We start from the raw sequence: 14,417 nt of genomic DNA on the forward strand, positions 1-14,417 counted from the left end.
TTAAAAACTATATATCAAGTCTTTTCTCTATCTTTCATCCAGGCTTTTTTAACGTAAGTGACGTATTAACAATTCACTTTTTTCTGTTTCCACATATTCCGTTTATACCGAATACATGATTTCAGAAGCTCTGCAGAAGTATTAACGATCAGTTCTTCCGGAAAATGACTCTCCTCGATCACCGGAAGCGCATAACTGTAATCTGCAAGATCTACATCCATGTGTGCGTCGCTTCCCATCGTAACCGGAACTTCGTATTTCTTACAGTATTCCAGCATTTTTAAATCATTTTTCCTGGTATCCACGCGGAATCCGCCAGGTCTTAACGAACCGTTATTTACCTCCAAAATGGTCCCTGTCTCTTTTGCTTTTTTGGCCAGCTGTTCATAATCCACCGGATATCTTCCGTCATCCGGATGTCCAATAATGTGAATCAGCGGATTCTCCATTGCCGCAAGGTATGCCGCCGTGATTGCCTCTTCCGTCCGCTCGCCTTTATAACAAGGTCCATGAATACTTGCAATTGCAATATCCATCTGACAAAGTGTGTTCTCCGGAAGGTCAACCTCTCCCTTTTCATTCATAATATTCAGTTCCACACCCATGAACAGTCTCACGCCGTACATTTCACGCGGTACGATATGCAGATTCTGGAAATAGAACTCATGACAGGTTCCCGGCATCTGCGGTGCATGTTCAGTCAGTGCAAATGCCTCCAGTCCTTTCTCTTTCGCCATCTGTGCCATCTCACGTATCGTATTGTATGCATGTCCGCTGACAATGGTATGTGCATGTGTATCTAAAACTATTTTCATCGGTATTTCCTCCTGCCTGCTCTTTGTCTGTGTTCTCACAGCTCATCTTTTCTTATATTCTTATGATAAACTGATTCTTTCTTTTTTACAATCCGTTTTTCCCCACTGTTTTCATTTCTAAAATTTCTATAAAATGTGCGGTGTTTTTGTTGTCACATGGTACAATAGACTATAAGAATATTTAACGAAAGAGGTTTTTTTATGAATCTTTTAGCAGCACTTGCAAGTGTACGGATCTTTCCCAGAAAAGCTTCCCATCAGACACTGACTACCCGTTGGGGAAAAGCTCTTGATCCGCAGCACATACTGGAAGAATATCCACGTCCGCAAATGATCCGCGATCAATATATCAACCTGAATGGAGAATGGAATTACACAGTTCTTTCAGAAAAAAATACCATAACCAAAGAAGGAACTCTTCTCGTTCCTTTTTCTCCGGAAGCCCCTCTTTCTGGTGCCGGTTTCCAGTTAAAGCCGCGCGAAAAAATGCTCTGTGAGCGCCTGCTGTCGGTCAAGTGCCTTCCTTCCGACGGATCCCGGTGCATCTTGCATTTTGGTGCAGTCGATCAGTATGCGAAAGTTCTGGTAAATGGAAAAGTAGTTGTCTCACATATCGGCGGATATCTTCCATTTTCTGCTGATATCACAGATGCTCTGCAGGAGGGTTGCAACACTCTGACTGTACACATTGAAGACCGTTCCGACACTTCTTATCACAGTGTTGGAAAACAGAAATTAAAGCGTGGCGGAATGTTCTACACCGCCCAGAGTGGAATCTGGCAGACAGTATGGATGGAATGGGTTCCGGCTGTCTATGTCAAAAAACTGGAACTCACCCCTTTATATGAAAAAGAGACGGTACACGTATCCCTTCTTTTAAATCATCCGATTTCCGGATGCAGCGATGCCGAAGCGGTTGTCTGTCACGTCAGAGACATGGACGGTCGCCTGATTTCCAAAGGGATCTGCACCAATCAGTCTGACTCTCTTTGCTGTTACTCCTGCTACTGTGACGTCAACAATATGCATCCCTGGAATCCTGATGATCCTTATCTTTATACAATTGAGATACAGGCAGGCGAAGATAAAGTCACCGGCTATTTTGCAATGCGTACCTTTACCATCGAACCGGATAAAAAAGGACTTCCCCGCTTCTGCCTGAACCATGAACCACTTTTTCTGAATGGAGTCCTGGATCAGGGATACTGGCCGGACGGGCTTTACACTGCGCCATCTGATGAAGCGCTGATCTATGATATCCAGACCATGAAAAATCTCGGCTTCAACATGATCCGTAAACATGTAAAAGTCGAGACTGCAAGATGGTATTATCATTGCGACCGCCTTGGAATGATCGTCTGGCAGGACATGGTAAACGGTGGCACCTACAATGCTCCGTTCATGACCTGGCTGCCTGCACTCTTTCCAAAATTCAAGCTTCACACCAGTGACCGGATTCATCCTCTCTTCGGCAGGAAAAATGTACATGGCAGAGAAGAATTCATCCGTGAATGCAAAGAAACTGTCACTGCCCTAAAAGCATTCCCATGCATCAGCACCTGGGTAATCTTCAATGAAGGCTGGGGACAGTTTGATTCAAAAAAGCTCACTGCCTTATTCCGCGAACTGGATGACACCCGGCTCATCGATTCCGCCAGTGGCTGGTTTGACAGACGGCAGGGAGATTTCAAAAGTGAACATAACTACTTTGCAAAGCAGTTCGTAACTCCATCTGACCGCGCTTTCGTCATTTCCGAATACGGAGGCTACACCTGCCATGTCAAAGGACATACCTGCTCCGGCAAGACATACGGATATAAAATCTGCTCTTCACAGGAAGAATTCCAGGCAGCCTATCATAAACTTATGTCTGAAGAAATCGACCCCCTCAAAGAACAGGGATTGTGCGGAGCAGTATATACACAACTCTCCGACATCGAAGATGAAATAAACGGGCTGATGACTTACGACAGGGAGGTTTGTAAGTTGTAGGTGGTTGACAAAGTTACGCACCCATGGATTCGGATTCACCCCCGCTCGCGCTTAGTCCGCAAACGTAGCGGATACTAAGTTCGATGATGTCTGACGACATCCTCTCACTAAGTACCGACGTTTCCGATGGGGTTCATTCCGAATGCATGGGTGCTTGCGTTTGTCGCTCCAGTACAAGTTGTGCGGAGGCGCTTCGCTGCCGCACTGGGAAAATACTATTTTAATTTCAGTGGGATAGGTTGCTCAGGAACGTAAACTTCATATCATTCACTTATACTTTTCCAGTACCGATATTAAATTTTATAGTATCTACTAATTGGCATCCTACATAAATCCATTGCCACCACTTCCCGTCAGACAACATATCAGGCGACGCGCAGCGGATGCCGTCCCTCTGGTATCAGTTTTTTGTGCGCTTAGTATGGTGCCGTCTTCTCCCTTCGCCGATGCGGTTCTGGTGTCATAGCACAGCCCGGGGCAGAACGATATTTCTGCTGGCGGGCCCTCAAAAAACGCCGGCACTTAGTGAGGGGATAACGCTTGCGGTATCACCGAACTTAGTACCGCTGCGTTTTTTGCGGAGCGAAAGCGCGCCCGAAAGCAGAAATATCGTTCTGCCCCGGGCGTCCCTTTCCCATCACCTAACTCATCAGCAAAATCCCCGAAAACGGCGGCAGGTCCAGCGTCACATGCGTCCCTTTTTTTGCTTTTGCCGGCAATGTCTTTTTCTTTTTTGTATTTCCTCCATATTCATCCCAGTCCGTATCCAGTATCACACTGAGTTTTCCTTCTTCTTCGGTATCCAGTTCGTAATCTTCCTGTTCTTCGTCTGAGAAGTTGAATATCGCGATAAAGTTCTTATTTTTTCCTTTTCTTTTGATCGCATAGATACAGCGTTCTTCCTGATGGCAGTCCAGCCATTTGAAATTCTCCGGATCGTAATCATGCCAGAATGCATCATTTTCCTGACCGATACGGTTCAGTTCGATCATATAACGGTGAAATGCATCATGGAGCGGATATTTTAGGATATCCCAGTCCTGCTCGCGGCTTTCATCCCACTCGCGAAGCTGACCGAATTCATTTCCCATGAAATTCAGCTTCTTACCAGGATGCGCCATCATATACAGATACATAGCTCTTGCCTGCGGGAACTTATCCTCATATTCTCCGTTCATCTTCTGGAGAATCGTTGCCTTTCCATGTACCACTTCGTCATGACAGTATTCCAACAAAAAATGCTCATTATAATAATACATCATCGAGAATGTCAGCTTATGATAATCTCTGCTTCTGTATTCTGGTGCACTCTGGAAATATTCCAGTGTATCGTGCATGAAGCCAAGATCCCACTTGTAATCAAAACCAAGTCCTCCCTGGTCAACCGGTTTGGTAACACCTGGAAAATTGGTGGAATCTTCTGCGATCAGCATGGCTGTCGGATGAAGGGACTTTAGTCCCTGGTTCATCACCTTCAGAAAATCCAGTGTCGTTCCGTTAACACCCCTGGCCTCGTCACCCTGCCAGTAGATCAGACGGCTGACTGCATCCATACGGATTCCGTCAAAATGGAACTCACTCAACCAGTAATTTGCTGCCGACTGTAAGAAACATCGTACTTCCCCTCTGGAATGCATGAAATTACAGCTTCCCCATTCGCTTTCACCTACTGCCGCATTTGGATATTCATACAGACAGGTTCCGTCAAATTCTTTCAGTCCATAATAATCGACTGCAAAATGTACCGGAACAAAATCCATGATCACACCAATTCCTGCCTGGTGACACTCATCCACAAATTTTTTCAGCTCATCCGGTGTTCCATAACGTGCGGTCGGCGCAAAAAATCCGGTATTCTGATATCCCCAAGATCCGTCAAAAGGATGCTCGGAAAGCGGCATCATCTCAATATGAGTATAATGATTCTTTTTTACATAAGGAATCAGAAGCTTTGCAAGCTCAATATAAGTATACCAGTCTGTCTGCCCTTCTCCTTTTTTTCTCCAGGATCCTGCATGGATCTCGTAGATATTGACCGGACTGTCAAATCCGACTGTCCGGTTCTTCATCCATTTTTCATCCTTAAATTTATAACTATAAAGATCCGTTAAGATTGAGCAATCTCCTGGTCTTAATTCCATCTGGAAGCCATATGGATCACAGTGCTCTACCCTTCCGCCATTTGCTGTGTAAATGCAGTACTTATACAGCTGACCAGTCTTCGCCGGAATCGGCTCTGACACATATACACCGCTCTGTTCCTCCTGATACATCGGGATCTCTGTCCAGTTACTGAACTCTCCAAATACGCACACTCCTTTTGCCGATGGCGCAAACACACGGAAAATAAAATTTTCACCATCTTTATGCGCTCCAAAATAACGATATACATCAAAAAGATGCCCTGTATAAAACTCCTTCCGCATCTCTTTTCCCCCTGTTTATTTATTTTTTTGAAAAGATATGTTTGATAAAAACATACATTACAATAGCAAATGCCATCAGATATCCAAACGCACCGATTGCCGGAATCCCCCACAACCTTGGCTGCATATTGGTTGTACAGATAATGCTGGAACTGATCAGAAGTGCCATCACCCACAGCCCCATTACAATATTCCGAACCAACCTTCTGAGCAACCCGGAAAGCTCATCCGAAGTATGAAGATCCAGATTGACTCTGGTCTGTCCTTTCATGTGACCCTGCAGGATGTCTGCTGCAAGGGAAGGAATATCCATTGCCTTGTGAAGAGAACGATACAGTCTTTTTGCATCATTCTTTATCTCTTTTTTCCACTGTTCCTTCGTCAGAAAGCTCTCCTTCATCCGTGCCGCCGCAATCTCAACCATGTTGATCTGCGGACTGATCTCGGCAAGCACACCTTCCATATTGGCGAGTCCTCTTGCAAGCATAGTAAGTCCATGAGGCATGGAAATTTTATTTTCCTTCATCACTTCCATCAGATCCTGCATAACTTCCGCAATATCGATATCACCCATATCAATCGTTCCATATTTTGCCATCAGATTATTGATATCTTCATACAGCTTGCTCTGATCCGGCTTTCCGCGGAACTCGCCAAGAGCCATCACCGCTTCCTGGATCAGACCGATGTCATTCTCTGCCACACCTTTGACTGCATTGCTGATCTGTTCCCGGTCACGCTCGGTAAGTCTTCCCATCATTCCCATATCGATCCAGACAATCTTTCCATCACGGATACGCACATTGCCCGGATGCGGATCAGCATGAAAAAAACCGTCCTCCATAACCTGGCGAATGTAATTATCTACAAGCTTTGTTCCAATCTCATTCAGATCATAGCCATTTGCCAGCAGATTTTCTTTATCGTTGATTGCAAATCCATCAATATATTCCATCACTAGCACATGGTTGGTCGTATATTCACGATAGAGCCGAGGCGTTGTAACAAAAGCCACATCCTGATTGCGCTGGGCAAATTCTTCCATACTGGCTGCCTCCAGAAGGAAATTCATCTCCTGCTGGGTGACAGTCCAGAGCTCGTCCAGAACCATGTTAATATCCACCATGTCCTTGATCGTACCTGGCGGGACCAGCTTTGCCGCTTTGTGGAGCAGACTGATATCTCTGGACATTACCTTATAGATGCCCTGCCTCTGAACTTTGACGACAACATCTTCCCCAGTCTTCAGAACCGCCCGGTGGACCTGTGCGATCGATGCCGATCCCAGTGGATGCACATCAATGCTCTGGAACACTTCGTTCCACTCATAACCGTAGGACTTGCGGATCACTTCTGCTACCTGTTCAAATGGCATCGGTGTCACCTCGGAATGAAGCCGCATCAGTTCTTCACAATAGCTTTTCGGAAGAATGTCGGAATGCAGTGACATGATCTGTCCAAGCTTAATATAAGTCGGCCCCAGATCCTCCAGGATCAGCCGGAGCTTTTCCGGGGTAAGTCCACCGGTAATCCCATGTTTTCTGAGGACTGCTGTCATCTCCCGCAGTCTGGAACCATATTTATTTGACTCTTTTGGCTGGTTTTTGTTACTCATTCATGCCCTCGTTGCCAGATTCAATTGCTTCGACTTCTTTTGCTGCTTCCTCTGCCGTCTCTGTTTCAACAGTTTCAGCCGTCTCTCCTGTCTGTTCTACAACTTCTTCTACTTCTTTTGTTTCTTCTTCTGAAACTGCTGCTTCACGTTCATAAATTCTTTCTTTGAGCTGTTCAATCTGCTCCGGTGTCATCTTGTCAAGCAGCTCATCCAGTTCTTCCGGTGAAGATGTCCTGACAGAAACATTGACATTTTCTTTTACGGTCTTCTTGATATTGTGGCGAAGTTCCTGATTCAGAACTTTTCCCTGTTCTACAGCTGCTTCTCCACGTTCTGCCATCTTATCCAGAACTTCTTTTGACTTTTCTGCAGTTACTGCTACTGTACCAATCCCTGCAAGTAATACTTTCTTAACTCCATCTCCTAAGCTTCCCATAACGTCTATCTCCTTTCACAATTTCAATCTGCTTTAAAGTCCAAGGAATGTAAGCCCCTTTGGTAGAAAAATAATAATCCCGGCGATCGCTGCCATAATTGCTGCAATCAGAACCGCACCTGCTGCTGTATCTTTTGCAATCTTTGCAAGTGGTTTCCGCTCTTCCGTCACCAGATCGACCACCGCTTCTACTGCGGTATTGACCAGCTCCAGCGCCATGATAAGCCCAAAAAGCGTCAGGCAGATGCACCATTCCAGCAATGAGATCTTCAATATCACTCCGGCAATCACTACCAACACCGCTGCCGCACAGTGAATCTTCATATTCCGCTCTTTTTTGATACAGGTACCAATCCCTTCAAATGCGTATCCAAAACTTTTATAGAGCGGATCTTTCTTCTGACTGTCCATATTTCATCACCTGCTTCTTATTATTGTCTTTATTTTACCAAATCAGCTCTATAATAACCAGTCTTTTCCGTATTTTCTTTCTATACAATCTGTAAAAATTGTAAATTTGTATTTGTATTTTGTATCGAAAAAAGCGGAAATACCATTTCTGATATTTCCGCTTCTCTGTCTGTTTATTTTATCTCTAATTCATCCATCGTTGTTTCCGCATTCATTGCAAAAAGTACACCTCCGAGGAATCCCGGGAAAACAATCGCATAGCCTGCAAATATGATCAGCCAGGATATTCCTTTTAACGCCACCAGACTGACAACTCCCCAAAGTGCTGCACCTATACCCCCACACAATAATGCATTCGTCAGCAGAAACCATCCTGTCATACTCTTTTTTCCATATTTTTTATTCTTCCAGAAATCCCACAGCTTTCTCATTTTACATCTTCCTTTCCAAATTCCTTACCTTTAACAGAATCTTAACAAAGGTATGTAAAATCCAAAGGATCTGCCATGTAAAATCTATGTAAGAATTTTAAATCACCTGATGCTTCAGCCACTTTCTGCTGTGGAATCTCCACGAAAAAATAATCCCACGGAGTGTCCAGTCTGAAAACATTCCGATCCACACGCCCATCGCTCCGACACCAACTATCCGGATCATAAATACGCTGAGGCAAAAACGGCACAGCCACATCGTCGTGCAAGATGTGAGCATTGAAAATTTCACATCCCCGGCTGCGCGCATACCATAGCCCGGGATAAATGCCATAATCCATACCAATGGCTTTACAATCGTGATCCACATCGTCATATGTATACACATATCCGCACTTTCTTTTTCCATACCACCAAGGATCGTGATCGGTTTTGTCAGTACAAATACACTCAGACAGCTGATGATCAGAATCACTTCCGCAATCATACAAAGCTTTTTGATATAGTAAACCGCTTCATCTTTTCTGCCAGCCCCAATACACTGTCCAACAATCGTCATCAACCCAACGCCAACTCCGATTGCTGCAATTCCATTCAGATTTTCCAGAATACTCGTCATTGCCTGTGCCGCGATTGCCACTGTGCCGAGCGTTGATACGGAGGACTGAATCGCAAGCTTTCCAAGCTGGAACATACTGTTCTCTACCCCTGAAGGGATACCGATACTTAGAATTCTCCGGATCATCCGGAAGTCTGGACGGATTTTCAGATAATCACGCACCACGATCGGCTGCCTGTCCTGTCGCAGCTGGGCCAGAACTACAACTGCACAGAAAACACGTGAAATCAGAGTTGCAAGTGCTGCCCCTGCAACACCCATATGAAATCCCCAGATCAGCATTGCATTTCCTGCAATGTTCATCACATTGGATATCATGGAAATGAGCATCGGACCTTTCGTATTATCCTGTGCCCTGAAAATCGATGCTGCCGAATCATAAGCTGCGATAAACGGAAAGGACAGTGCCGTGTAGAAGAAATAAATTTCCGACGCACGCATGACCTCCGCCTCCACTGATCCAAAGATCAGACGCAGCATCGGCTTTTGGAAAACAAGACAGATCAGGCTGATCACAACCGAAATTGCCGTAATAATAAACAGCACCTGCCTTGCGGATTCATTTGCCCGCTTCACATTCTTCTGTCCGATATACTGTGCACAGACGATCGCGCCTCCTGCCGCCAGCGCAGAAAACGCCTGGATCACCAGCACATTGATCGAATCCACCAGCGATACTGCTGAAATCGCCGCAGATCCCACATTGCTTACCATCATTGTGTCCGCTGTTCCCATGATGGAGTTCAGAAGCTGTTCCAGAACGACCGGTATCAGAAGATCTGCAATCATTTTATTTGTGAACATATGCTTTTGTTCCATTTTCTTTTAACTCCCTTTTTCCTCTGCTTCTCTCTTACTTCATTCCTGATTTCAAATAATTTCAAAAAAATCCCTTTGCTATTATGGTCTTCTTAAACTCAGAATGCAAGTATTTTTTTGCCCTGATGCGTTTAACAGACGGCTTTCTTTCTATCTCACATAGTTTTCAAATCCAAATGAGGCAGAAACCGTTTTTTTCATACATACTTTCTACCTATCAGCACATACTTATCTTATCCTGCCGGCAGTTTTTAAGATTTTCACTTTTTTCTGCCTGTGCCATATCAGATAAGGAGGTCCCCATGAAAAAAGAAAAACATTCTGATATTTCATCCCGCAAAAAATCCAATCAGAAGATCATCGATTCCTACGATTATCTGTCTAATGCAGCATCTGCGCAGGACTGCACCGGTCTGATCCCTGTCGGTCCCACAAACAGAGCTGAGCTGGAATCCTACGAAGAAGTCTATCATTATCGGCCGCCGAAAATTGATCCGGAGAAATGTGAGTGACTTCTATCAACCAAATAAGGAACGGTTTCGCTCTTTTTGTCCGAAACCGTTCCTTATATTTACGCTGGTAACTACTACTATAACATGAAAAAGCATAGAACATCCTTTGTCTCATTTTCTCCAAAAATCATCCCGGTAAATTTCTGGTATCCTGCCTTTTTCGCCATCTCCAAAGAAACCCGCAGGCGCTCAATTTCCCGGCTGCGCAGCTTTTCAAAATGTTCGATCGTATCTTTTCCTTCATAGCAATAGCCCTTTGTTCCAACCAGGGCATATTCGCCATAAGAATAAAAATTATTCTGGAGAAATTCCAGACGTTCGGAAAACATTTCCTTCATTTGCACCAAGATAAACGGTAATCTTCATCTTCTATTCCTCATCAAAATCTACTTCAAATACGCCTTCCGGTGTCTTCATAGTCAGGATTCCAAGATTAAAATCATCATCCTGAATCGTGATATGATATTCAAACACGACATCATCATCAAATTTGGAAAGTAAAATATATTCTCCATTTTCCTTTCCTTCAATCTGATCACAAATATCATCGTATACATCCTCTCCGGAAATCAGTCTCGGATATCCGGATGATTTGATTTTCTTTTCAATTGCTTCATATAATTCGTTCATGCTTTCTCTCTCTTTCTTTTTTTCATTTTATGTTGTTCTTTTTACAAGAATCTGATCTTACATCTCGTCCCGAAATCGCACATTTTAATTTATGCTGATTTCAGCATAACATACCCGCTCTATATTTTCTACTTTGACCAGGTCAGTTCTTCCTTCCCGGTATAATTAAATTTACCATCGTTTTTCTCTTCCAGCGCCTTGATCATATGATAGGTGTATTCATTATACGGCATCGGGATTCCAAGCTCTTTTCCCATCCGAACAAGCGCGCCGGAGAACATATCGATTTCCGTGTGGCATCCGGCATCCAGATCCTGCAAGGTGGAATATCTGGCTGACGTTGGAACCGCACTTCCACGTCCGGACGAGCTTTCGGTCTTGCTCATATCGATTCCTTTTGCCTGTGCGACTGCTTCCAGCTCTCTTTTTAATCCGTCACTGATTGCTTTCATGTGCACGCTGTCACGGTAACATCCAACGCCTGCTCCCAGAATCGCCTGCGGCAGATTGCTGCACACATTCAGGCAGAACTTGCACCAGATCTCTTCCTGAATATACTCTGTGGAGCGGAAATGAATCCCGGTATCTGCAAATAACTCTTCCACTGCTTTCACCCGCTCGCTGTCGAACGGCGCGGACGGTTCTCCGAAAATGATTCCAAGTGTGGTCGGTGGATCAAAATGATAACCGTCTTCCTCTTTATGTGAAGCCACTTTGATCAGTGCCGGTAACACATGCTCCATTCCCACTGTTCTGCCAATGATCTCTTCGCTGTCAATACCGTTCATCAGACTCATGATCGCCGTATGCTCGCCTGTTGCTTTTTGTATACTCTCCAAAGCACCTTCCAGTGAACCGTATTTCAAAGCAACCACCATCAGATCCACGTCATGTGCCTCATCCGGAGTCCACACTTCCGGATGGTAAGTCTTGCCATTGATCGCACATCCGTTCTTTTTCAGACGTTCTGCTCTTTCTCCTTCAGCGATCACTCCAAGCCGGATATCTGATTTTTCAGAAAGACCCCAGATCACATAAGAGCCTACTGCTCCCGCACCTAAAACTGCAACTGATTTTATTTTCATCTTCTCTCACCTCATAAATTTTCTATTTTTCAATCTTTCGGAGTACCCTCGCCGGATTACCGACGATTCCCGTCTTTTTCAATAAAATTCCAAGAACCATGACAACCGCCAGAGCTGCTGCACGTAAAAGTACCGCTGCCATTTTGTTGTCCTCCTGATGTATGTTATTTTCTCTTTATCCCCGCATCGGTGTCCTGACTTCAATCAGATTGCCGTCCAGATCATAAAAACGGATCACTTTCTGTCCCCAGCTGTACGTCATCAGCCTGGTGACATATTTGGTTTCCGGATACAGTTTTTCTAATTTTTCAGTAAATGCTTCAATATTCCGCTCTTCAAAATAAAGTTCACAGGAATTATTCTCCGGGACAACTTCTTTTCCTGTAACATCCTTCCAGACTTTTTCGTCCTGTAAAACAAGTCCTTCTGTCAGAATAACGTTTCCATCATTGTCCAGAATGATATCCAGACCAAACAGATCATGATAGAATTTCTTTGATTTTTCAATGTCTTTTACGACAATCAGGATATTCCTTAATCTCATCTTCTCCTCCACAACCTGATTTTTTTACTCTATCAGTTTTTTCTGATCTTCCTGGTAAAAAATAGGCTTTTCCTATTCAACTCCCTTTCCCAGTGGCGCACCGCCATGGAGGATATCTTCCATCCTATGCACACGACGTTATCCGGATTGCACGGGATTTATTCGACACCTCCAGTGCAAATGGGTTCGCTTTCCTGGAATAGCTACCGCAAATACTTCTGTGTCTTTTCCATTACGTTTTTCAGGATATCAATGTTTTGTAAAATATTTTCTTTTTCCAATGAATGATTGGCATCCTCATACACATAAATCGGAACTGCCTGATTCTTTGAACATGCAATTACTTTTTTTACATCGCTCCACGGATCCGCAGTTCCAATAAATGCAATTGCATCATCATGTTCAAACATAAAAGTCTGTTCAAGCGGGGTATACAAAATCTGGCAGCATTTTATCTTATATTTCTCAGCATAAGCGGATGCAATAATGGTTCCTACGCTTTTGGAAATAAATAAAACTTCACTGTACTCGTCAAATGCGATTTCTTCAAGCTTCTTTTCTGCCTGCGCATACAAGCACTCAAATGCCTCTTGCATTTTCTTTTTATCGCCGCGTATATTTTTTCCATTATAGGAATACTCCTGCATGACTGTCTTTTCATATCCATATTCCTGAACCAGTTTTCTTGCATAGTACAAAAGTGGCTTATCACAATGATAACCAATGCCTGGGAAAAATACTGCTATTTTCATGGCATCCTCCTGATTTATCTTTTATTTCCATATTTATCAAAATTTTTCCTGAGTGCAATCTCCGTCGGTATGATCGAACCCACCAGTGGAATCATCTGAAATACACACAGAATTCCCCCGACATTTCCTATGGCATCATTAGACTTTCCCATAACCAGAAGTAACACAATTAAAGATACCACCAAAAGAATAAGTCCACAGATATACCAGATCTTTCCGCAATAATGATGTGCAAATACCCAGGTGTCCTGATTCTTCATTGACATTGATGTTCTGTAACCAAACACATAATTGATCTGATCCGGTGCTTTTTTCAAAAACATTTTTCCGAAGCCGATCATTGTAAACGGAATCAGTAAATCCATTATAAGCATAAAAATCCAGAATCCCATAACCGCACCTCCATTATTTTATCTTTTTTCAGTTTTTCTCAGATACACACACACCAAATGTCTTATGTTTCAGTTTACTCTCTTAGGACAAATTAATCAACAAACCGTTTTCTGTTCTTGTGCATTTTGTGGTAAAAAAGAAACTGGAAATTTGTGCAAATGCTGGTGAATTCGGTTCTCTATACAAATCAATTTTTAAGGCAGGACTCGCTCCTTTCGGACTTGCTCTGACTCCTAATATTTCACTGGTGATCATCAACCTGATATTGCAGGGCGTAGGTGATGGAAGTCAGCCACTTATGAGCAAATATTATGGTGAAAAAAGGACAAATGACTTAACCGAAGCGAAACATATGGCTTATACTTTTGCTATTATTTATCTGCCATATTACTCGGATAAATTATATGATAAAATAAGGGACTTTTAGTTGCAGGTTGTTCTGGAGTTTCAAAATCTTCAGCGGAGAGCGATTGGCTATCAGATAAAAACACCAATTTCACATTTTTTGCATATCTTAAATGAGAATGTTATACCACCCAGGAGGACTTATGAAAAAAAATTTTATATCCTTACTTTTTGTTTCTGCTATAACTGTCGGCCTTTTATCAGCCTGCAGCTCTGCACCTGCCGATGATAATGCTACGAATCCTAAAGCTGAAACCGTCACTTCCCAAGCCAATCATGACACCAATTCTTCTCCTGTCTCTGTGACACTGAACGAAGTCGCCCATTCTATCTTCTATGCCCCGCAATACGTTGCTATTGAAAATGGGTATTTTGCGAATGAAGGAATTAATTTGACTCTTGTTACTGGTTTTGGGGTAGTTTAGTTAGTACAAGACAATATTTATTATTTCACCCGCAGTCTCTGACCAACATAAATCAGATTCGGATTGGATAAGCCATTGAGCTGTGCAACCTTCTGGTAGGACGTGCC

17 protein-coding genes are annotated in these 14,417 nt (G+C 43.4%); 4 read left to right on the forward strand and 13 right to left on the reverse strand.

The genetic code is table 11. From position 1 onward, the window contains the following. Positions 1-65: 65 nt before the first annotated feature. A complete protein-coding gene (locus PG840_RS01740; protein ID WP_118199042.1) occupies positions 66-815 on the reverse strand; it encodes a phosphatase in 750 nt (249 codons plus the stop codon). A 201-nt stretch (positions 816-1,016) separates the two neighbouring features. Between PG840_RS01740 and PG840_RS01745 the strand changes: the two genes are divergently transcribed. Further along, entirely contained in the window at positions 1,017-2,807 is a 1,791-nt protein-coding gene (locus tag PG840_RS01745; RefSeq protein ID WP_270613307.1) for a glycoside hydrolase family 2 protein, read from the forward strand. A gap of 641 nt (positions 2,808-3,448) precedes the next feature. On the opposite strand, the gene glgB is transcribed toward PG840_RS01745, so the two are convergent. From glgB to PG840_RS01775, 6 genes are all read right to left on the reverse strand, one after another. Next, positions 3,449-5,233 (reverse strand): 1,4-alpha-glucan branching protein GlgB, encoded by a 1,785-nt coding sequence (gene glgB, locus PG840_RS01750; RefSeq protein WP_270613308.1) that lies wholly within the window; start codon positions 5,231-5,233, stop codon positions 3,449-3,451. 19 nt (positions 5,234-5,252) lie between these two features. Further along, positions 5,253-6,848, reverse strand: coding sequence for an ABC1 kinase family protein (locus PG840_RS01755; protein WP_022220317.1), 1,596 nt, complete (start codon positions 6,846-6,848; stop codon positions 5,253-5,255). Further along, positions 6,841-7,284, reverse strand: a complete 444-nt coding sequence (locus tag PG840_RS01760) for a phasin family protein (RefSeq protein WP_270613309.1) — start codon at positions 7,282-7,284, stop codon at positions 6,841-6,843. The genes PG840_RS01755 and PG840_RS01760 overlap by 8 nt, the downstream gene beginning before the upstream one ends. A 33-nt stretch (positions 7,285-7,317) precedes the next feature. Continuing rightward, positions 7,318-7,695: a diacylglycerol kinase family protein gene (locus tag PG840_RS01765; RefSeq protein ID WP_055249280.1), complete on the reverse strand. Its 378-nt coding sequence runs from the start codon at positions 7,693-7,695 to the stop codon at positions 7,318-7,320. 173 nt (positions 7,696-7,868) lie between these two features. Next, positions 7,869-8,126 carry a hypothetical protein gene (locus PG840_RS01770; protein WP_008369473.1) on the reverse strand — a complete coding sequence of 86 codons (258 nt, stop codon included), beginning with the start codon at positions 8,124-8,126 and terminating at the stop codon, positions 7,869-7,871. Positions 8,127-8,223: 97 nt separating this feature from the next. After that, positions 8,224-9,564, reverse strand: a complete 1,341-nt coding sequence (locus tag PG840_RS01775) for an MATE family efflux transporter (RefSeq protein WP_008369476.1) — start codon at positions 9,562-9,564, stop codon at positions 8,224-8,226. Between the two features lie 302 nt (positions 9,565-9,866). On the opposite strand from PG840_RS01775, the gene PG840_RS01780 reads away from it, so the two are divergent. Continuing rightward, positions 9,867-10,076: a hypothetical protein gene (locus tag PG840_RS01780; RefSeq protein ID WP_022220316.1), complete on the forward strand. Its 210-nt coding sequence runs from the start codon at positions 9,867-9,869 to the stop codon at positions 10,074-10,076. A gap of 77 nt (positions 10,077-10,153) precedes the next feature. On the opposite strand, the gene PG840_RS01785 is transcribed toward PG840_RS01780, so the two are convergent. From PG840_RS01785 to PG840_RS01810, 6 genes are all read right to left on the reverse strand, one after another. Next, positions 10,154-10,414: a hypothetical protein gene (locus PG840_RS01785; protein WP_270613311.1), complete on the reverse strand. Its 261-nt coding sequence runs from the start codon at positions 10,412-10,414 to the stop codon at positions 10,154-10,156. A gap of 31 nt (positions 10,415-10,445) precedes the next feature. Beyond that, the gene (locus PG840_RS01790; RefSeq protein WP_008369481.1) at positions 10,446-10,706 is read right to left on the reverse strand and encodes a hypothetical protein; all 261 of its coding nucleotides are present in this window, start codon (positions 10,704-10,706) and stop codon (positions 10,446-10,448) included. 128 nt (positions 10,707-10,834) lie between these two features. Next, entirely contained in the window at positions 10,835-11,791 is a 957-nt protein-coding gene (locus PG840_RS01795; RefSeq protein WP_270613312.1) for a ketopantoate reductase family protein, read from the reverse strand. A gap of 175 nt (positions 11,792-11,966) precedes the next feature. Next, complete coding sequence (locus PG840_RS01800; protein ID WP_055262281.1) at positions 11,967-12,335, reverse strand: VOC family protein; 369 nt, start codon at positions 12,333-12,335, stop codon at positions 11,967-11,969. A gap of 203 nt (positions 12,336-12,538) precedes the next feature. Continuing rightward, positions 12,539-13,087: an alpha/beta family hydrolase gene (locus PG840_RS01805; RefSeq protein WP_117558889.1), complete on the reverse strand. Its 549-nt coding sequence runs from the start codon at positions 13,085-13,087 to the stop codon at positions 12,539-12,541. Positions 13,088-13,101: 14 nt separating this feature from the next. After that, positions 13,102-13,479: an SdpI family protein gene (locus tag PG840_RS01810; protein ID WP_117558887.1), complete on the reverse strand. Its 378-nt coding sequence runs from the start codon at positions 13,477-13,479 to the stop codon at positions 13,102-13,104. A 128-nt stretch (positions 13,480-13,607) separates the two neighbouring features. On the opposite strand from PG840_RS01810, the gene PG840_RS01815 reads away from it, so the two are divergent. Both PG840_RS01815 and PG840_RS01820 read left to right on the forward strand, forming a co-directional pair. Then, complete coding sequence (locus tag PG840_RS01815) at positions 13,608-13,907, forward strand: hypothetical protein (protein ID WP_243014500.1); 300 nt, start codon at positions 13,608-13,610, stop codon at positions 13,905-13,907. A gap of 121 nt (positions 13,908-14,028) precedes the next feature. Continuing rightward, positions 14,029-14,310, forward strand: a complete 282-nt coding sequence (locus tag PG840_RS01820; protein WP_270613313.1) for an ABC transporter substrate-binding protein — start codon at positions 14,029-14,031, stop codon at positions 14,308-14,310. Positions 14,311-14,417 lie beyond the last annotated feature (107 nt).

It is taken from the genome of Coprococcus sp. AM97-35, assembly GCF_027697525.1.
Taxonomy (GTDB): Bacteria; Bacillota; Clostridia; order Lachnospirales; family Lachnospiraceae; genus Allocoprococcus; species Allocoprococcus comes.